The following is a 19,138-nucleotide window of genomic DNA, read 5'->3' as shown; positions in this document are numbered from 1 at the left end:
AGCCACCCACCTTGGCCCGTGCGCGACGCGGGCGCACGGGCCGGATTCGTCCGGACGGGGGAAGGAATTGCCGCCGGATTACCGACCGCGCCGCACCCGGTGGAAGGGGGCAAGCGGTGGGCGCGGGTCCAGCACCTCGCCGGGGTCCCCTCAGACCTCCTCCAGCGCGTCGGCGACGGCCTCCGCCACCAGCGGCATCTGCTCCTCGGTCCCCAGCAGCACCCGGTGGTGCAGCCACACGCAGTCGCTGCTCAGCGCTTCCGTGACCGGGCAGGCGCGGGCGAGGGCGTCCACCGTGGTGTCGGGGGCGGAGCGCTCCCAGAACGCGGCGGTGCGGTAGATCGCGCGGAACCCGGCGAACGCCGGGACGCCGCGCTCGACCAGCGCGTCGACCAGGCGGGCGCGGCGCTCCTCGCCGATGCCGGGGACCTGGAACATGGCCATGTAGTGCGGGTTGCGGTCGCAGCGCGGGTCGGTCCCCTGCGGGACGACGCCGGGCGCCTCGGCGAGCAGCCGGGCCAGCACGGGCCAGTGCCGCTCGCGCACGTCGGTCTGCTGCTGGAGCCTGCCGAGCTGGGCGCGCAGCAGGGCGGCGGAGAACTCGTTCATGCGGAAGTTCGACCCGGCCGTGCGGTGGTGGTAGGCCCGGTCGGCGAGCGGGCGCCCGCAGGCGTGCCGCAGGAACGCCTCCTCGTGCTGGTCCCCGTCCGGGAGCAGCACGGCCCCGCCCTCGCCCGCGGTCATCAGCTTGCCGTTCTGGAAGCTGAAGGCGGCGATCGAGCCGAGCGCGCCGAGGGGCTCGCCGCGCCACCGCGCGCCGTGGGCGTGCGCGGCGTCCTGGAGGAGCGGGACGCCGGTCTCGGCGGAGAGGGCGCGCAGCGCGTCCATGTCGGCGAGCTGGCCTGCCATGTGCACGGGCATGATCGCCCTGGTGCGCTCGGTGATCGCGGCCCGCACGGCGGCCGGGTCGACGCAGTAGGTGTCCGGGTCGACGTCGACGGGGACGACGACCGCGCCGAGCCGCTGGGCGGCCTGCGAGGAGGAGATGAAGGTGAACGCGGGCACGATCACCTCGGCGCCGGGCCCGGCGCCCATGACCTCCAGGACGAGTTCGAGGGCGTGCGTGCCCGTGGTCACGGCGAGCGCGTGCCGGGCCCCGTGGGCCTGCGCGAACTCCCGCTCGAACGAGACGACCTCGTCCCCGGTGATCCGCCACCACCGGCCGCTGTCGAGCGTGCGCAGCAGGGCCTCGCGCTCGGTCGAGTCGAACTGCGGCCAGGCGGGGAACTCCAGCTTCTGCGGGGCCTTCAGGTGCACGGTTGGTCGCCCTCGTCTCTGCTCTCGGTCCGGCGCGCCTTGCGGGGGCCGGTACGCGGCCCGAAGCTAACGGCGGCCGAAAGAGCACCCCAACCCCCTGACACCCCCCTAGGTCCCCCCTGCGTTCAGCCGGTTCGCCGCAGCTCCCACCACCGGGGTCAGGCCGTCGGCACAATCGCACCGTCCACCCCACGTCTTCACGCTCTGCGAGGTGTTCCTGGTGCCCGACCTGCTCCTGCTGAACGGCCCGAACCTGGGAATCCTGGGCCGCCGCGAACCCGAGGTGTACGGGACCGCGACGCTCGCCGACATCGAGGACGAGGTGGCCGACGAGGTGGCGGACCGGGGGTGGAAGGTGGTGGCGAGGCAGCACGACGGCGAAGCCGAGATGATCGGGACCATCCAGGACAGCTACGACACGGTGGGCGCGATCGTGAACCCCGGCGCGCTCATGATCGCCGGCTGGAGCCTGCGGGACGCGCTGGCGAACTACCCGAGCCCGTGGATGGAGGTCCACCTGTCGAACGTGTGGGCCCGCGAGCCGTTCCGCCACCAGTCCGTGATCGCCCCGCTGGCGACGGGCCTGATCGCGGGCGTGGGCGCCCTGGGCTACCGCCTGGCGGCGCGGGCGCTGCTGGACCGGGTCGCCGACTGACGGGCGGGTCGGCAGAGGGGCCGGCTGGCTGACGGCCTGACCGGCGGGACACGCCACCCCAGCGGCACAACCGCTCGCGCAGCCGGGTTACGCAGGCAGGCAGGCCGGCCTCCTCACCGGCGGCTGACCTCGCAGTTCCGACGCGGCGTCCGCAAAGACCTCCACAGCCCACCGCTCCCCACGCGGGCCCCCGCCCCGGACGCGAACACCTGCACGCAGTCGCGCCACCCGCAGTCGCACAGCCCTCGCCCTCCGGCCAGGCGACCACGACGCTGGCACGATCGAGCGTGGCGGGCACAGCGGCAGTCCGGTCAGGAGCTAGTCCGCAGCCGTCCGCACGCCGGGCACCCGCAGGCCGCCCGCTCGTCGTGAAGCCGCTGGTTCCGCAGCCGCCCGCCGAGCGCGGTCGTTCGCCTCCACCAGCGCGAACCTGGTCGCCTCCACAGCGGCCCTGGTGGCGCCCAGGGCGTCGCGGCAGGACTCCGCACCCTGTCCTTCGGGCACGTCGCACCCATCCTCGGCGCCCCGCTGCTCCCACGCCTCGCACAGCAGCACGACTGCGGTCAGGCAGGACGTGGCGGCAGCGACCAGCGGATCACGCCCACCGCCCACCAGCGCCAACCGAGCGACGAGCCGCTCCACCTCGGCCTTGGCCAGCACAGACTCCAGCGCCCCTGCGGCCACGCCACGCCCTCCTCCACACTGAACCCGGCGCACGACCCACCACGCGGCAACGCCGCAGCAGCCTCACCCCACACAGCACCAACACCACGCGGCCCGACCCCAGGGCCCGACACCGCGCAGCGCTACGCCACACCGAGCAGCGCAGCGCCACACCACGCCAAGCAGCGCCGTGCCATACCACGCGCCGTGCCGAGCAGCGCCGTGCCACACCACGCCGCCGCGCCGGTGGCGTGCAGCGCCGCGCCGAGCAGCGCCGTGCGGCACCATGCCGTGCCATGCTGCACTGCGCCGTGCCACACCCACGCCGAACAGCACTGCGCCGTGCCACACACGCAGCGCAGCGCCACCCACACCGCGCCGCCCCGCCACCCCCAACCCCAACCCCACGCGCAAGCGCAAGCCCTAAGCGGGCCCCAGCGTGAAGTAGCGGTCGGTCCACAGGTCGAGGACCTCCTGCCGGAGGGCGTCGTCCACCTCGCCGTCCACCAGTTCGGCCACCGCGCTCTTCCCGTCCACCCGCGTCAGCAGCCCGTGCGCTCGCGCGGAGATCGCCTTGCGCGGGCCCTCCGCGTAGTCCAGGAAGACCTCGTGCTCCTCCACCCGACCACCACCGACCGGGAACCGCACCCGGCCCACCACCCTGGTCTCCGGGCGGAACCGGATCACCGCGTCGTCCAGCGCGCCCAGGAAGTCCGGGCGTCTGCGGACCACCGAGTCGCCGACCACCAGGTAGTCCAGCTCGGTGGTCAGGAAGCTGGTCAGCACGTCCTCGAAGGTCTGCACGATCGGCTCGGCGTGGTTGTTGAACGAGGTGTTCAGCAGCACCGGCGTGCCGGTCAGCTCGCCGAACCGCTCCACCAGCCGGTGGAACGCCGGGTTCGCCGTCGAGGTCACCACCTGCACGCGCGCGGTGCCGTCCACGTGGGTCACCGCGCCCAGCCCAGCCCGGTGCTCGGGCCGCACCGGCACCACGAACGACATGAACCCCAGCTCGGCCTCGACGTCCGGGATCTCGAAGTACTCGGCGGCGGCGTCGGGGGTGACCACGGGCGCGAACGGCCGGTAGCTCTCCCGCTTCTTCACCATCGCGTTGATCCTGGTCTGGTTCGCGGCGGGCCGGGGATCGGCGACGATGCTGCGGCTGCCCAGCGCGCGCGGCCCGAACTCCGACCTCCCGCGCGCCCACCCGAGCACCGCGCCGTCCGCGAGGAGCCGGGCCGAGGTGTCCACCAGGTCCTCCAGGTCCGCCGCCCGGTGCACCAGCTCGACGAACCCGTCCCAGCCCTTGAGCTTGAGCACGACGTCCCGCTCGTCCCCGAGCCCACCGCCGAGGTCGGCCCTGCGAAGCGCCACGCGGGGCACCCGCCCGGTGAGCCGGTGCTCCACCGCCAGGGCGGCCCCGGTCCCGGCGCCCGCGTCGTGCGACGCGGGGTGCACGAACACCCGGTCGAACAGCCCCGACCGCAGGATCACCCCGTTGAGGCTGGAGTTGTGCGCGACCCCGCCGCCGAAGCACAGCGCGCGCTCACCGGTCCGCTCGGCCCAGTGCCGGATCACGTGCAGCGCGATCCGCTCCACGGTCTCCTGCAGCGCGGCGGCGAAGTCCTTGTGGTCCCGGGTGAACTCCTCGCCCTTGCGGCGCGGCGCGAACCCGGTGTCGAGCATCGCGGGGAGGAAGGCGTTGGGCGTGACGACGTTGCCCAGCAGCTCGTACCCACCGCCCTCGCCCAGCGAGCACAGCGACTCGAACACCGACCGGTAGCGGGCCGGGTCGCCGTAGGGCGCCAGCCCCATCACCTTGTACTCGTCGCCGAAGCCGTAGCCGAGCAGCTGCGTGCCGAACAGGTACCAGAACCCCAGCGACTGGTGCACGGGGTACGAGGCCAGCGACTCGACCCCGCCGGGCCCGATCCGGTAGACGGTCCCGGACGCGTTCTCCCCCCGGCCGTCGAACACGACGGTCAGCGCCGACTCGAACCCGGAGTGCCCGAAGGAGGACATGGCGTGCGCCAGGTGGTGCGGCACGTAGTGCAGCTTCTCCGGCGGCAGGTCCCAGCCCAGCTCGCTGCGCAGCCGGTCGCGCACCAGGTCGCGCGAGTACCGCAGCGGCACGGCGGGGCTCTGGCAGTAGAGCTGGCCGAGTACCTTGTCCACGTGGTCCTCGGGGAAGTAGAACGCCACCGCGTCCACGTCCTCGGGCCCCAGCCCGGTCTCCTCGAAGCAGGCCCGCACGGCCGCGCTGGGGAACCGGGTGGTCTTCTTGATCCGGTTGTACCGCTCCTCCTCCACGGCGGCCAGCAGCTCGCCGTCGCGCGCCAGGCTCGCCGACGAGTCGTGGAAGAAGAACTCCAGCATCCCCGGCACCAGCTCCTCGGCGGCGGTCGAGAAGTTGCCGTTCAGGCCGAGCACGAGCATGGTCTCTGTCACCGGGCCAATCCGTGTGGGAAATCCGTGTGGGAGGGGACGAGCGGAGACCTGGTCGTGGGACTCCACTTCGGACGGTAGGGCACGCGGGCGCGGTTGGCAGTTGCCACTTCCACGGCTCGCGAACAAAGCGGTAATCCCTTGCGCCACAAGCGATTGACACCCCCACGAAGCCCTGGTTTCACTGCTGTCCGCACGTCCCCGGCACGAGGAGGCCCCCGTGAAGTACATGCTGCTCATCCACACCAGCGACGAGCGGTGGCAGACCCTGAGCCAGGCCGACAAGGAGGAGTTCCTGGCCGAGTACGCCGCGTTCACCGAGGAGATCGAGTCCACCGGCGAGCACTGCCACGGCTCCCCGCTGACCCACCGCAGGAACGCGGCGTCCGTGCGGGTGCGCGACGGCCGCGCCGCCGTGGAGCGCGGCCCGCTCACCGACGACGACCGCTACCTGGCCGGGTACTTCGTCGTGGACTGCGCCGACGAGGACCGCGCGCTGGAGATCGCCGCGCGCGTGCCCGACGCGAAGCTGAACGTGGTGGAGGTCAGGGCGCTCGCGGTCGTCTGACGCGCCCGCGGGGCTCAGCCCGCCGGGTCCGGGGCGGGCGAGAGCCTCGGCCGGTGGACCCGCCGCAGCAGCGGACGCTCCACCCACCGGTGCAGCAGCAGGCTGAGCCCCTGGGTGAGCGCGTACAGCGCCGCCACCAGCAGCAGCCCCTCCCCCCACCCGACCAGCCGGTCCCCCATCACGTGCTTGGCGACCGCGAGCAGCGGCCAGTGCAGCAGGTACGTCGCGTAGCTCATGTCCCCCGCGACCCGCACCCACCGCCGGGACAGCCAGGACCGCCGCCCCTCCAGGTCCCGCACGGCCATGACGGGCACGAGCAGCGCCAGCGGGACCGCCGCGATCGCGCTGCGCGCGTACACCTGCGGCAGCACCGGCAGCAGCGCCCACACCGCCGCCACCCCCAGCAGCGGCCACCACGCCCGCACCGGCCGCCACTGCCCGGTGGCCACGATCCTGGCGAGCACCACCCCCATCAGGAACTCCGGCAGCCGGGTCAGCGGGAAGAAGTTCACCAGCCACGCCTGCTCGAACGACAGCGGCGGCCACAGCGCCCACGGCGGCCCGTCCACCAGCGCCCCGATCACGCCCGGCAGCACCAGCACCACCGCGGCGAGCGCCCCGAAGCACGCCCACAACCGGTGGTCGGGCACCCGCAGCAGCGGCCGGGAGATCACCGGCAGCAGCAGGTAGAACACCACCTCGCAGGACACCGACCAGTTGATGCCGTTCACCGACAGCAGGTAGTCGGGCAGCGGCACGAGCGACTGGAGCAGCGACAGGTTGACCAGCGCGGGCCCCACCTCGGGCAGCGGCCCCAGCAGCGGCAGCGGGCCGAGCGCCGCCAGGAGCAGCAGCACCGCGGCCCACGTCAGCGCGTGGGTGGGCAGGATGCGCACGACCCTGCGCCGGAAGTAGGGGCCCACCCCCTCGCGCCACGGCTCCGACCACACCAGCACGAACCCGCTGAGCACGAAGAACAACGACAGCGCCGCGGGCCCGTAGGGCAGGAGGAACCCGAGCGAGTTGATGGAGTCGTCGGCGAAGAACCGGGCGGAGCCGAGCGCGTGGGCCACGAACACGAGCACGGCCAGCGGCGCGCGGACTCCGGTGAGGGAGGGAAGCCGAGGGGGGAGGACGGGACCGGGGGTCATTGCTGGGCTCCCTGTCTGTGGGGGATCAGCGCGCGTGCTGCCGGGGTTGCGGGAGCACCGGCGAGGGCTCGACCGGGCGGCACCCGCCCGACCTGAGCCCGTGGTGGACCAGCCGCAGCGCGTCGTGACCGGGCACGCGCTCCAACCAGTCGGCCGCTCGCCGGTGCTTCTCGGCGCGGGCGTGCTGGGGGATGGTCAGGTAGGCGACGTCGCGCACGAGCGGGCTGCGGAACGCGTAGGCGGTGGCGCGCTCGGCGTCCCGGTCCCGGCGCAGGACCTCGCGCCGCTCCAGGTGCTCCAGGGCGCGCGCCACGTCGGGCACGGCGCCGCCGCCGAGCGCGCGCACCCCCTCCTCGCACAGGTCCTCGCCGAGGACGGCCGCGTCGAGCAGCACCGCCTTGGCGTCGGCGGGCAGGCTGTCGATCCGGGCCGCCACGACCCTGCGCACCAGCGGCGGCAGCGGCGGCGACTGCCCGCCGCCCCCGGACGGCGGGCCCGCGTCGGCGAGCACCCTGGCGTACTCGACGGCGAACAGCGGGTTCCCGCCGATGTGGGCGATCACCTCGCGGTAGGCGGCGCGCGCCTCGTCGGTCGGGGCGGACGCGGGGCCGCGCCGGACGCACAGGGCGGTGAGCAGCCGCTCCACGTCCTGGTCGGCGAGCGGGTCGAGCGTGATCGTGCTGGCCTCGGCCTTGCCGCCGCCCCAGGCGGGGCGCCGGTCGAACAGCTCGGGGCGCGCGGTGACCACGACCAGCAGCGGGGACGACGTGGCCTCGGCGGTGAGGTGGTCCACGAAGTCCAGCAGCGCCTCGCCTGCCCAGTGCAGGTCCTCCAGGACCAGGACGAGCGGGTCGGCGCCGCCGAGGTCCTCCAGCACGTGCCGCCACGCCGCGAACGAGCCGTCCGGGAGCACGTCGGGCACGTCGAGCCCGAACAGGACGCGCAGCCTGGCCAGCAGCCGGTCCGCGCGCTCGCCCGCGCCACCGCTGCCGCGCGCGGCGGCGGCGAGCTTGGCGGCGACCAGCCCGACCGGGTCGGCGGGGCCGATGCCCATGCGCGGGGCGAGGGCGTCGGCGAGCGGGGCGAGGTCGCCCCCTCCGCCGAGGCGGGGGCAGCGGACCACGACGGTCGACGAGGTCTCGGCCACGCGCTGGAACTCGTCCACGAGCCTGCTCTTGCCGATGCCGGGCTCGCCGAGCACGGTCACCAGGTGCGTCCGGGACCGGCGGCCGACCTGCTCCAGCAGGCCGCGCAGCAGGGCCAGCTCGCGGTCCCGGTCCACCAGCGGCGGCGCGGCCGGGGTCCCGCCCGCGCCTTGCCTGGCCCCGGTGGCCCAGGACCCGCGCACCGGGTCGTGGGGGCCGTCGTAGCCGATGGCGCCCTCGCTGGCGCCCCTGGTCTCCTCGCACACCCTGACCTCGCCGGGCGAGACGTGCGCGAGCAGCCTCATGCAGCGGTCGAGCACGCCGCCGCCGACCTCGGGCGCGCGCCCAGGGTGGCGCCGCACCAGGGCGTGCCCGGTGGCGACGGCGGCGGTGACGCCGAGCGCGGCGGGTCCGGCGCCGCGCGGACCGTGGGCGAGCCGGTCGCGCACGGCGAGCGCGGCGCGCACCGCCCTGGTGGCGTCGTCCTCGCCGCTGCGGGTGGAGCCGAACAGGGCGACGATCAGCGACGCGGCCTTGGCGGTGACCACGCCGCCCGCGCGCTCGACCTCCTCGCGCACCGCGGCGGCGACGTCGCTCAGCGCGTCGTCCACCTCCTCGGGCGGGGCTGCGGCCACGTCGTGCTCGAACCGGGTGAGGACCATGAGGACGCTGACGTGCTTGAGCTCGGCGGTCGGCGCGGACGCCGGGGGAAGGGGCGCGAGGGCGACGGGGGCGGGCGTGACGGGGGCGGGCGCCGGGGGCGCCTGCCGCTGCGGGACGATCCCGACCGGGAGCGCGGCGACCGGGGGTGCGGCGACCGGGCCACCGCCCTCGGCCGCCCCGGACCGCGCGGCGGGCGCCGTCTCGCGCCGGGCCGGGAGCCGGTGCGGCACCTCCTGGTTGAGGATCGCCCGCTCCAGCTCGCGCAGCTCGCGGCCGGGGTCGAGCCCCAGCTCGTCCACCAGCCTGGCCCTGGTGCGCCGGTAGACGCCGAGCGCGTCGGCCTGCCTGCCGCAGTGGTAGAGCGCCCGCATGAGCTGGCCGCACAGCCGCTCGCGCAGCGGCTCGGCCTCGACCCACCGCTCCAGCTCGTAGATCATCTCGCCGTAGCGGCCGGACGCGAACTCCGCCTCGACGCAGTCCTCCAGCGCGGCCAGCCGGGTGTTGCGCACGGCCGCCAGCTCGGGCCAGTCGACGCCCTGCTCCACCAGGTCGGCCAGCAGCGGCCCGCGCCACAGGCCGATCGCGTCGCGCAGGGTGCGGGCGGCGCGCTGCCAGGAGCCCGCCGTGAGATCGGCGCGCCCGGCGTGGACGAGCCTGCGGAAGCGGCTCAGGTCCACGTCCTCCGGATCGACGCGCAGCAGGTAGCCGGGGGTGTGGGTGAGCAGGGCGGGCGCGCCGGGCGAGTCACCGGCGGCGGTCAGCACGCCGCGCAGGGCGGCGACCGCGTTCTGGAGCATCTTGCGCCCGGTGGGCGGCATGTCCTTCGGCCACAGCGCCTTGAGCAGGCTGCTGGTCGGCACCACGCTGTTCGGGTGCAGCAGCAGGTAGCCGAGGGCGGCGCGCTGCTTGGTGCCGCCGAGTGCCACCGGCCGGGACCGGTCGACGACTTCGAGCGGACCCAAGAGCTGAAAGCGCATCACTGGTCTCCAAGGCGCGTGGGTGCTCCGGGTCGCTTCCCGCCACTGCGCTGGGACGGTTCCGCTCTGGACCGTCGGGACGGTACCCCCGGCCGTCGCGCGCTCGGGAGATCGCAACGGCTTTTTCCCCCTACCGTATGTATCGGCACGCTCACCGTGCGCACTGGTGCGGAGACCTCAGCGCGTGCGACGGGCCAGGGTCATGCCGTCGGCGTGCGCGAGCAGCACGGCCTGGACCCGGTCGTCGGCGGCGATCCTGCGGTTGAGCTCCCGGACGCCCTCGGTGTCGGGGTCCACCGCGGCGGGGTCGGCGACCCGGCCGGAGAACAGGGTGTTGTCCACGACGACCAGCCCGCCGGGGCGCACCAGCTCGACGGCCAGCTCGTAGTAGCGGGGGTACCCGGCCTTGTCCGCGTCCACGAACACCAGGTCGACCCGGCCCGCGAGCTCGCCGGTCAGCCCGGCGAGGCTGTCGGCGGCGTCGCCGACGAGCACCTCGATCCGGTCCGCGACACCCGCGCGCTCCCAGTGCGGCCGGGCGATCGCGGGCCACTTGGGGCTCAGCTCGCAGGTGATCACCCGGCCGCCGTCGGGGAGGGCGGAGGCCAGGCACAGCGTGCTGTACCCGGTGAAGGTGCCGACCTCCACGACCAAGCGGGCCCCGGTGAGCGCGACCAGCAGGGCGAGGAAAGCGCCTTCCCCCGGTGGGACGGGGAGGACGCCGCCGCCGGGCAGCAGCGCGGTCTCGGCGCGCAGCTCGGCGAGCACCGCCGGTTCCGGCTGGGAGACCTCGCGCACGTAGTCGAGCAGCGCGGGTGTGACGACGACCTGCTCACCCACGGGTGGGCACCTCCAGCAGCGACAGGGCTTCGACGGTGACCACGCGCGGGGCGGGTCGGGGCGCGGGGAGCAGGTGCAGCCGCCGCACCGGGGTGCCGACGGCACGAGCCTCGGGGACCTGGGTGACGGGGACATCAGCGGCGCGGGACTCGGCCACGCGAGTCTCGGGAGCACCAGTTCCCGGGACGCCGGTTCCTGGAGCACCGCCCACGGGAGCACCGCCCACGGGAGCACCGGCTCCCGGGGATCCGGCCGCCGCGAGGTGTTCGGGACCGCCGCTCACCGCCGCCAGCTCGGCGCGGCAGGCGCAGTCGGCGTCGTCGTACCCGGCGAAGCGGTAGGCGATCTCCATCATCCGGTTGCGGTCGGTGCGCCGGAAGTCGGCCACCAGGTGCGCGCCCGCCTCCAGCGCCTGCCCGCACAGCCAGTCCAGCAGCACGCTGCCCACGCCGTAGGGCACCACGCGGCACGAGGTCGCCAGCAGCTTCAGGTGCCACGCGGCGGCGTGCCGCTCCAGCAGCACGATGCCGATCGCGCCGTGCGGCCCGAAGCGGTCGGTCAGGCCCGCCACCAGCACCTCGTGCGCCGGGTCGTCCAGCAGGGCGCGCAGCTCGCCGTGCGGGTAGTGCACGCCGGTGGCGTTCATCTGGCTGGTGCGCGCGGTCAGCTCCTCGACCCGGTGCAGGTCCTCGGGCCTCGCCCGGTCGATCCGCAGCACCAGTCCCAGCGAGCGCAGGAACTCCTCGTCGGGCCCGGTGAACGCGGCCTGCTCGGCGCCGCGCGCGAACCCGGCCCGGTAGAGGGCGCGGCGGTTGCGGGCGTCCTCGGTGACGACGGCGGGGCTGAACTCGGGCAGCGAGCACAGCTCCAGCACGCGCTCGGCCGGGTAGCAGCGCACCTCGGGCAGGTGGAAGGCGACCTCGGCGCGCTCGGCGGGCCGGTCGTCGACGAACGCGATGGCGCGGTGCGCGAAGCCGAGCCGGTCGGCGATGCGGGCGACGGCGGCGGACTTGACGCCCCAGCCGATCTCGGGCAGCACGAAGTACTCGGCCACGCCCAGCGCCTCCAGCGCGGCGAGGGCAGGCTCGGGGTCGTTGCGGCTGGCCACCGACTGGAGCACGCCGCGCGCGTCCAGCTCGACGATCGCGGCGCGGACCCGCTCGTCCAGCACGGGCGCGTCGCCCTCGGCCAGGGTGCCGCGCCAGAGCGTGTCGTCCAGGTCCCACACCAGGCACTTGACCAGGTCGCCGCCGGTCGCGCCGCCGCCAGCGCCATCACCAGTCACGGCGGCACCAGTCACCGCGGCACCAGTCACCGCGGCACCAGTCACCGCGGCACCAGTCACCGCGGCACCGGACCCACCCCTGCCTGCCGCACCGCCCCCACCCGCGCCCCCGCTCACGCCGTCGCCACCGCGTGCTCGGCCAGCACGAGCCTGCACAGCTCGTTGCTGCCCTCGATGATCTCCATGAGCTTGGCGTCCCGGTAGGCGCGCGCGACGGGGTGGCCGTCGTGGGCGCCCGCCGAGGCGAGCACCTGGACAGCGGTGGCGGCGGCGCGCGCCGCGTGCTGCGCGCTGACGTGCTTGGCGAGCACGGTCGCGGTGACCAGCTCGGCGGAGCCCTCGTCCCAGCGGCGGCTGGCGTGCTCGCACACCCTGGTGGAGACCTGCTCGGCGACCAGCAGGTCGGCGAGGTGGCCGGCGACGAGCTGGTGCTCGGCCAGCGGCACGCCGAACTGGCGGCGGGTGCGGGCGTGCTCGGCGGACGCGGCCAGGCAGGCGCGCAGGATGCCGACGCAGCCCCACGCCACGGACAGCCTGCCGTGCGCGAGGACCGTGGTGACCAGCAGCGCGGTGGAGACGCCGTCGCCGCCCAGCACCGAGGTGGCGGGCAGGCGCACGTCGTCCAGCTCGACGTCGGCGTGGCCGGCGGCCCGGCAGCCCATCGGGTTGGCGACGGGGGTGATCGTGACGCCGGGCGCGGTGGCGGGCACCAGCGCGACCGCCGCGCCGTCGCCGCGCCTGCCCGCCACGAGGAGCAGGTCGGCGTAGCGGGCGGCGGTGGTCCACACCTTGTGGCCGCGCACCAGGACCGTCCCCGGTTCGCCGGGGTCGTCCTCGACGGTGGTGGCCATGGCGGACAGGTCGCTGCCCGCACCGGGCTCGCTGAGCGCCACGGCGGCCAGCTCGCCCCCGGTGAGCCTGGGCAGCACGGCGGCGCGCTGCGCCTGGTCGCCGAGGCGGCGCACGGTCCAGGCAGCCATGCCCTGCGAGGTCTGGACGCTGCGCACCGAGCCGCACAGCGCGCCGGTGCGGGCGGTCAGCTCGCCGTTGTCCAGGCTGCCCAGGCCGAGGCCGCCGTGCCGCTCGGCGACCTCCCCGCACAGCGCGCCCGCCGCGCCGAGCTCGCGGAGCGCGGCCACCGGCAGCTCGCCCGCCAGGTCCCACTCCCCCGCCCGGTCGGCGACCACCCGCTCGACCAGCGCGGTCGCCTCGGCCACCCGGTCAGCCACCGGCGCCGCCCGCGCGGAGCCGGTCCACGAGCGCGGTCATGGCGCGCACCGTGCGGAAGTTGTCCAACCGCAGGTCGGGGCCCGCGATCTCGACGTCGAAGCACTGCTCCAGGTGCACGACCAGCTCCATCGCGAACAGCGACGACAGGCCGCCCTCGGCGAACAGGTCCCGCTCGGCGTCCCACTCGGCGCCGGTGCGGGCGCGCAGGAAGTCCAGCACCACGCCCTGGACGTCGTCGGTCCGCGACTCCGTGCCCGAGGTCATCGCCCCGTCCCCTCACGGCCGGGGTGGCCGTAGTCGTAGAAGCCCCGGCCGCTCTTGCGCCCGAGGTGCCCCGCGCCGACCTTGGCCAGCAGCAGGTCGCACGGCTCGCACCGCTCGTCCCCGGTGCGCAGGCGCAGCACGCGCAGCGAGTCGACGAGGTTGTCGATGCCGATCAGGTCGGCGGTGCGCAGCGGGCCCTCGCGGTGGCCGAGGCAGTCGCGCATGAGCGCGTCGACGGCGGCGGCGTCGGCGGTGCCCGACTCCACGACGCGCGCCGCGTCGTTGATCATCGGGTGCAGCAGGCGGCTGGTGACGAAGCCCGGCGCGTCGCCGACCTGGACCGGGGCGCGGCCCAGGCGCGCGAGCAGGGCGGTGAGCCCGGTGAACGCCGCGTCCGAGGTCAGCGGGCCGCGCGCCACCTCGACGGCGGGGATCAGGTAGGGCGGGTTCATGAAGTGCGCGCCCACGAGGTCGCCGGGCCTGGGCAGCGCGGGGGCCAGCTCGCCCATCGGGATGGACGAGGTGTTGGAGACCAGCGGGGTGCCCGGCGGGACGGTGGCGCAGACCCCGGTGAGCGCCTTGGCCTTGGTCTCGGCGTCCTCGGTGACGGCCTCGACCACGGCGACGACCTCGTGGGCGCCGCTCGGGTCGGTCGCGGTGCTCAGCTCGCCGAGCGGTCCGGTGGCGACGCCGAGCAGCTGGGCGGTCCGCAGGTGCGCGCGCACGTCGGCGCGGGCCGCGTCGAGCCGGTCGGCGTCCGGGTCCACCAGGAGCACGGGCAGGCCCCTGGAGAGCGCGAGCGCGGTGATGCCGCAGCCCATGACGCCCGCGCCCAGCACCAGCAGCGGGCGCTCCCCGGCCGGGCGGCCCGGCTCGCCGCGCGCCGCGCCGTCGGGTGACGCGCCGTCGGGTGACGGGTTGTCGGACGACGGGTTGTCGGACGACGGGCTGGCGAGCGCTCGGGTCGGTGGGTCGTCGGTGTCGCCGGGCACGGGGCCTCCGAGGGGCTGGAGCTGGGGACTGGGTCGGTTGTGGACAGTCGAGCACCGCGCGAGCCCTTCCCGCACTGGCCAGCTCCACCGGTCGCCCACACCCCGGCAACCGGCTCGCCGATGGGCGGTTCGTTACCCGGTGGTGGAACCGCGGATTGCCGCTGCCCGGCGGGCTTCCTACCGTGGGCCCCGGATCGTCACCGCCGCGCGGGGAACCGGCTTCGCGCCGCCCGACGGCCGGGGAGGTCGTGGCCTGATGCTCGACGCGATCGTGATGGGTGGTGGGCCCGCCGGGGCCGTCTGCGCCTCGGTGCTCGCCCGGCAGGGCCGCTCGGTGCTCGTGCTGGAGCGGCAGGAGTTCCCCCGCTTCCACATCGGCGAGTCGATGCTGCCGTACATGGTCGGCCTGCTGGAGCGGCACGGCCTGCTCGACGCGGTGCGGGAGCAGGGCTACGTCGTCAAGCGCGGCGGCGAGTTCATCGACCCGACGGGCACGAAGTTCTTCCGCGCCGGGGTGTTCCGCGCCGACTTCGCCAAGACCGGAGACGGCCGCCACCACGAGACGTTCCAGGTCGAGCGCTCGCACTTCGACCGGGTGAACCTGGACCAGGCGCGCGCGGCGGGCGCGACCGTGCGGGAGGGCGCGCAGGTCGTCGGGCTGCTGGAGGAGGGCGGCCGGGTGGTGGGCGTGCGCTACCGCGAGGGCGGGGTCGAGCGCGAGGAGCGGGCCCGGTACGTGGTGGACGCCACCGGCCGGGCAGGCGTGGTCGCCAACCGGTTCGGGCTGCGGCGGATGATCGAGGACCTGCGCATGGTGGCGGTGTTCCACCACCGCGACGGGCTGGACGAGGCGCACAACCCCGGCCACGAGGGCGACATCCAGGTCGGCAGTCACGCGGACGGGTGGATCTGGGCGATCCCGCTGTCGGCGGACCGGATCAGCGTGGGCACGGTGATGCACCGCGACCGGCTGCGCGGTCGCACCCCCGCCGAGGCGTTCGCCGAGCACGTCGAGCGGGTGCCCAGGATCAACCAGCGGCTCACCGGCACCACGGCGACCTCGGACTTCTGGGTGGAGACCGACTACAGCTACCACTCCGACCAGGTCACCGGCCCCGGCTGGGTGATGGTCGGGGACGCGGGCTGCTTCGGCGACCCCATGTTCTCCGGCGGGGTGCTGGTGGGCATGGCCACCGGCGCGGAGGCCGCCGAGGCGCTCGGGCGGGCGCTCGACTCGCCCGCCGACGAGGAGCAGGCGCTCACCGGCTACTCGAACTTCTTCAAGACCGGCTACGACACGTACGTGCGGCTGATCTTCTCCTTCTACGAGGGCGAGCTGCTGCCCGCGCTGGCCGAGGCGCACTCGGAGGCGGGGGACCTCTCCGAGGCGGACATGGAGATGTACGTGGTGCGGCTGCTGGGCGGCGACTTCTGGAGCGCGCGCAACCCGGTGGCGAACGCGCTGCGCGCGAACCCGGCGTGGTCGACGTTCTCGCCGTTCGAGCCGGTGCACCGCTGCCCGGTGTACCCGGAGCTGGACGTGGCGGAGCTGGGCGGCCTCGCGGGCGCGGTCGGCCGGTGAGCCGGGGCGGGGTGGTCGAGCGGGCCCCGGTGCTGGTGGTCGGCGCGGGGCCGACCGGGCTGGCGCTGGCGTGCGGGGTGCGCTCGCTCGGGGTCGAGGCGCTGGTGGTCGACCGGGCGGACGGTCCCGCGACCACCTCGCGGGCGCTGGGCGTGCAGCCGCGCGGCGTGGAGGTGCTGCTGCGGCTGGGCGCGCTGGGCGACCTGCCGGGGCTGGTGATCCCGCTGCGCGAGGTGCGGATGCACAGCGACGGCAGGCTGGTGTCGGTGATGCCGATGGCACGCATGGCGCAGGCGTCGGGGCGCGCTCCGCTGCTGGTGTCCCAGGTGGAGGTGGAGGCGTCGCTGCGGGAGCGGCTGGCCGGGCTGGGCGGCGCGCCGGAGTGGGGCGTGGAGCTGCTGGACTGCGCGCAGGACGCCTCCGGGGTGACCGCGCTGCTGCGCGACGGCGGCGGCGAGCGGCGGGTGCGGGCGGACTGGGTGGTCGGGTGCGACGGCGCGCGCAGCCTGGTGCGGGAGCTGGCGGGCATCGGGTTCCCCGGCGAGCAGGTGGCCGAGCACTTCCTGATCGCCGACGTGCGCGCGGACTGGGCGGTCGACCGGGGCGTGATGGGCAGCTGGACGCGCGGGCGCGACATGGTCAGCGTGTGCCCGCTGCCCGGCGAGGACCGGTGGCGGCTCATGGGACCCGCGCCCGCCGGGACGGCCGGGCGGCTGCGCGACGACGAGGTGCGGGAGCTGGTGCTGCGCCAGCTCGCGCGCTGCACGCCGCACCCCGCCGACGCGATCACCAGGGTGGAGTGGCTGTCGTCGTTCCGGATCCACCGCAGGCTCGCCGAGGCGCACCGCCGGGGCAGACTGCTGCTGGCCGGGGACGCCGCCGCGATCCACCACCCGTTCGGCGGGCAGGGCATGAACACCGGGCTGGGCGACGCGGAGAACCTGGCGTGGAAGCTGGCGCTGGTCGCGCGCGGGCGGGCCGGGCAGGCGCTGCTGGACACCTACGCGGCCGAGCGCAGGCCCGTCGCGGAGGGGGTGCTCGCGGGGACCGGGGCGACCACCGGCCTGGTCGCGGCGGACAACCCGCTGGTGGCGCTGGTGCGGGACCGGGTGGTGATGCCGCTGCTGAACACCCGGCTCGCGCAGGGGTTCCTGTGGCGCAGGGCCTCCCAGCTGGGGGTCGGGTACCGGCGGGGGCCGCTGGCCGCTCCGGGCGCCCGGTGGGGATCGGGGCCCGTTCCCGGTGACCGGGTGCCCGACGTGGCGTGCCACGACGGGGGCGGGCGGACGACGCTGCACGCGGCGCTGCGCGGCCGGTGGGCGGTGCTGGCGCCGGACGGGCTGGGAGGGTCGACCGAGGAGGCGGTGCGGGGGCTGCTCGGCGCGGACGCCGTGGTGGGGCTGGCCCCGGTGGCGGGCGGGTTGGCGGAGGTGCTGCTGGTGCGGCCGGACGGGCACCTGGCGTGGCGCGGGCGGCCCGACCCCGAGGGGGTCGCGGCGTGGCTGGGGTCGGCGCTGAGCCTGGTCGGGGAAGGGGCGCTCCGATGAGCGCGCCGGAGCCCGTGCCGCCGGAGCCCGTGCCGCCGGAGCCCGTGCCGCTGGAGCCGGTGCCGCTGGAGCCCGTGCCGCTGGAGCCGGTGGAGATGCCCGACGAGAGCTGGACGTCGCTGGGCAACGCGGGGGCGCGGGCGCAGGAGTCCGCGCGGGCCGACCGGTTGTTCGACGACCCGCTGGCGCGGGCGTTCCTGGACGCGTCGGGGACGGGGAACCCGCTGCTGCCCGACCGGGGTGGCGGTGATCCAGGGCTGCTCGGGCAGATCGCGGACGTCATCGTGGTCAAGACGGTGTTCTTCGACGCGGTGCTGGCGCGGGCGGCGGCGGCCGGGGTGCGGCAGGTGGTGCTGCTGGCCGCCGGGTTGGACGCCCGCGCGTTCCGGCTGCCCTGGCCAGGGGGGACGGTGGTGTTCGAGGTGGACCTGCCGGACGTGCTGGGGTTCAAGGAGCGCGTGGTGCGGGAGGTCGGGGCGGAGCCCTCGTGCGACCGGCGGGTCGTCGCGGCGGACCTGCGCTCGGACTGGGTGGCCGCGCTGGTCGCCGCCGGGCTGGACCGGGAGGCCCCGGTGGCCTGGCTGGCGGAGGGCGCGCTGGGGCTGCTGGACGAGGCCGGGTGCGAGGCGCTGATGGCGGCGGTGCTCGGGGTGTCCGCGGCGGGGAGCCGGTTCGCGCTCGACCACACCCACGACGGGTGGAAGGCCGGGGAGGCGCTGGGCGGGTACCTGGAGGGGACCGGGGTCCGCCTGGACGACCTGGTGAAGGGTGGGCCGCAGGAGCCGGGCGGGGTGTGGTTGGCGCGGCACGGGTGGCGGGTGGACGAGTACGACGTCGTGGCGGAGGCCGCGCGGCACGGGCGGCCCGCGCCGACCCTGTTCCGTGCGCCGGAACGGCGGGCGAACGCGACGATCCTGTTCGAGGCCGAGCTGGGGTGAGCGGAGGCGGACGAGCGGGACCACGACCGGGTGAGACCTGGCCGAGCCGAGGTGGGGCCGGGTGAGCCCCACCCCACCTCGGTGGCGTGGCCCGTCTCAACCGGTGCAAACCCCGGTGCGGATCTCGGCGCTCACGCGCGCGTGCTCGGCCGGGTCCAGCAGGGTGGTCACCGTCTCGTGGCCGTCGCGGACCACGAGGTGCCGCTTGCCCACCAGTGCGCGGTGTCCGTCGTCGACCGCGCGGCACAGCAGGGTGGTTCCGGCGATCACCGCGCGGTCCAGGTAGCGGCGCAGTCTCGGGGTGAAGCCGTCCCAGTCGGACAGCGTCCTGGGGGTGGTGGCGAACTCGTAGAGCGGACGCCAGTCGGTGGTGCGGCTCCGGCGCAGCACGAGGTGCCTGCCGTCCCGCTCCACCACCCGGAACGCGCACCCGTGCTGGACCTGCTCGTCCGGGGCCAGCCTGATCGGGTCCAGGTAGGACGGTCCGGCGAAGCCCACGTCGGCCAGCAGCACCTCACCGTCCAGGTGCACGGCGGTGAACCGGTGCGCCAGGTCGGGGCTGAAGCCGCCCTCCTCGTCGGCCACGCCCGCCGACAGCACGGTCGTGGTGTAGCCGAGGTCGGTGAGCAGCCGGTGGAACAGCAGGTTCAGCTCGAAGCAGATGCCGCCCCGCCCGGCCGTGACGAGCCGGTCGAAGGTGGCGTCCACGTCCAGGTCGGCGAGGTTGTCGGGAACGGGGCCGCCCTGGGCGGCGGCAGCGGTGTTGTCGTAGTGCAGCGCCCGCAGGTGGGCGCGGTGCAGCGCGGTCAGCGCGGCCCGGTCGGGGCGGGTGGCCACGACGCCGAGCCGGGCCAGGTAGGTGTCGGTGTCGTACAC

Annotated in this window: 16 protein-coding genes; 5 read left to right on the top strand and 11 right to left on the bottom strand. The window is 75.4% G+C overall.

All coding sequences use genetic code 11. The features are described 5' to 3' along the window. Window positions 1–150: 150 nt before the first annotated feature. Window positions 151–1,317, bottom strand: a complete 1,167-nt coding sequence (locus AMIR_RS15970; protein ID WP_015801996.1) for an aminotransferase class I/II-fold pyridoxal phosphate-dependent enzyme — start codon at window positions 1,315–1,317, stop codon at window positions 151–153. A 220-nt stretch (window positions 1,318–1,537) separates the two neighbouring features. Here AMIR_RS15970 and AMIR_RS15965 point away from each other — a divergent pair, with 220 nt between their 5' ends. Beyond that, entirely contained in the window at window positions 1,538–1,972 is a 435-nt protein-coding gene (locus AMIR_RS15965) for a type II 3-dehydroquinate dehydratase (protein WP_015801995.1), read from the top strand. A 318-nt stretch (window positions 1,973–2,290) separates the two neighbouring features. On the opposite strand, the gene AMIR_RS15960 is transcribed toward AMIR_RS15965, so the two are convergent. Both AMIR_RS15960 and AMIR_RS15955 read right to left on the bottom strand, forming a co-directional pair. Next, window positions 2,291–2,656, bottom strand: a complete 366-nt coding sequence (locus tag AMIR_RS15960) for a cobalt-precorrin-5B (C(1))-methyltransferase (RefSeq protein ID WP_015801994.1) — start codon at window positions 2,654–2,656, stop codon at window positions 2,291–2,293. A gap of 402 nt (window positions 2,657–3,058) precedes the next feature. Beyond that, window positions 3,059–5,083, bottom strand: coding sequence for a carbamoyltransferase family protein (locus tag AMIR_RS15955; protein WP_245554620.1), 2,025 nt, complete (start codon window positions 5,081–5,083; stop codon window positions 3,059–3,061). Between the two features lie 226 nt (window positions 5,084–5,309). Here AMIR_RS15955 and AMIR_RS15950 point away from each other — a divergent pair, with 226 nt between their 5' ends. Continuing rightward, window positions 5,310–5,648 (top strand): YciI family protein, encoded by a 339-nt coding sequence (locus AMIR_RS15950; RefSeq protein ID WP_245554657.1) that lies wholly within the window; start codon window positions 5,310–5,312, stop codon window positions 5,646–5,648. Between the two features lie 14 nt (window positions 5,649–5,662). Here the strand turns inward: AMIR_RS15950 and AMIR_RS15945 are convergent, their stop codons facing one another. The 7 genes from AMIR_RS15945 to AMIR_RS15915 all read right to left on the bottom strand — a co-directional run bounded on the left by AMIR_RS15945 (window position 5,663) and on the right by AMIR_RS15915 (window position 14,195). Beyond that, window positions 5,663–6,799: an acyltransferase family protein gene (locus AMIR_RS15945; RefSeq protein WP_015801991.1), complete on the bottom strand. Its 1,137-nt coding sequence runs from the start codon at window positions 6,797–6,799 to the stop codon at window positions 5,663–5,665. A gap of 25 nt (window positions 6,800–6,824) precedes the next feature. Next, window positions 6,825–9,584, bottom strand: coding sequence for an ATP-binding protein (locus AMIR_RS15940; RefSeq protein ID WP_015801990.1), 2,760 nt, complete (start codon window positions 9,582–9,584; stop codon window positions 6,825–6,827). Between the two features lie 177 nt (window positions 9,585–9,761). Next, a complete protein-coding gene (locus tag AMIR_RS15935) occupies window positions 9,762–10,424 on the bottom strand; it encodes an O-methyltransferase (protein WP_015801989.1) in 663 nt (220 codons plus the stop codon). Further along, complete coding sequence (locus AMIR_RS15930) at window positions 10,417–11,709, bottom strand: HAD-IIIC family phosphatase (protein WP_015801988.1); 1,293 nt, start codon at window positions 11,707–11,709, stop codon at window positions 10,417–10,419. Before AMIR_RS15930 ends, AMIR_RS15935 begins: the two co-directional genes overlap by 8 nt. A 113-nt stretch (window positions 11,710–11,822) precedes the next feature. After that, window positions 11,823–12,938 carry an acyl-CoA dehydrogenase family protein gene (locus tag AMIR_RS15925; protein ID WP_015801987.1) on the bottom strand — a complete coding sequence of 372 codons (1,116 nt, stop codon included), beginning with the start codon at window positions 12,936–12,938 and terminating at the stop codon, window positions 11,823–11,825. Further along, complete coding sequence (locus tag AMIR_RS15920) at window positions 12,931–13,203, bottom strand: acyl carrier protein (RefSeq protein WP_015801986.1); 273 nt, start codon at window positions 13,201–13,203, stop codon at window positions 12,931–12,933. The genes AMIR_RS15925 and AMIR_RS15920 overlap by 8 nt, the downstream gene beginning before the upstream one ends. Further along, window positions 13,200–14,195 carry a 3-hydroxyacyl-CoA dehydrogenase family protein gene (locus tag AMIR_RS15915; protein WP_015801985.1) on the bottom strand — a complete coding sequence of 332 codons (996 nt, stop codon included), beginning with the start codon at window positions 14,193–14,195 and terminating at the stop codon, window positions 13,200–13,202. Before AMIR_RS15915 ends, AMIR_RS15920 begins: the two co-directional genes overlap by 4 nt. 256 nt (window positions 14,196–14,451) lie before the next feature. On the opposite strand from AMIR_RS15915, the gene AMIR_RS15910 reads away from it, so the two are divergent. The 3 genes from AMIR_RS15910 to AMIR_RS15900 are packed head-to-tail and all read left to right on the top strand — an operon-like array spanning window position 14,452 to window position 18,262. Further along, complete coding sequence (locus AMIR_RS15910; RefSeq protein WP_015801984.1) at window positions 14,452–15,777, top strand: NAD(P)/FAD-dependent oxidoreductase; 1,326 nt, start codon at window positions 14,452–14,454, stop codon at window positions 15,775–15,777. Next, complete coding sequence (locus AMIR_RS15905) at window positions 15,774–17,324, top strand: FAD-dependent monooxygenase (protein ID WP_240438938.1); 1,551 nt, start codon at window positions 15,774–15,776, stop codon at window positions 17,322–17,324. The genes AMIR_RS15910 and AMIR_RS15905 overlap by 4 nt, the downstream gene beginning before the upstream one ends. Next, window positions 17,321–18,262, top strand: coding sequence for a class I SAM-dependent methyltransferase (locus tag AMIR_RS15900; RefSeq protein ID WP_015801982.1), 942 nt, complete (start codon window positions 17,321–17,323; stop codon window positions 18,260–18,262). The genes AMIR_RS15905 and AMIR_RS15900 overlap by 4 nt, the downstream gene beginning before the upstream one ends. 96 nt (window positions 18,263–18,358) lie before the next feature. On the opposite strand, the gene AMIR_RS15895 is transcribed toward AMIR_RS15900, so the two are convergent. Then, window positions 18,359–19,138: an arylamine N-acetyltransferase family protein gene (locus tag AMIR_RS15895; RefSeq protein ID WP_015801981.1), complete on the bottom strand. Its 780-nt coding sequence runs from the start codon at window positions 19,136–19,138 to the stop codon at window positions 18,359–18,361.

Origin of the sequence: Actinosynnema mirum DSM 43827 (assembly GCF_000023245.1) — a bacterium.
GTDB classification, from domain to species: Bacteria; Actinomycetota; Actinomycetes; order Mycobacteriales; family Pseudonocardiaceae; genus Actinosynnema; species Actinosynnema mirum.
This window is presented reverse-complemented; position numbering and strand designations above follow the sequence as displayed.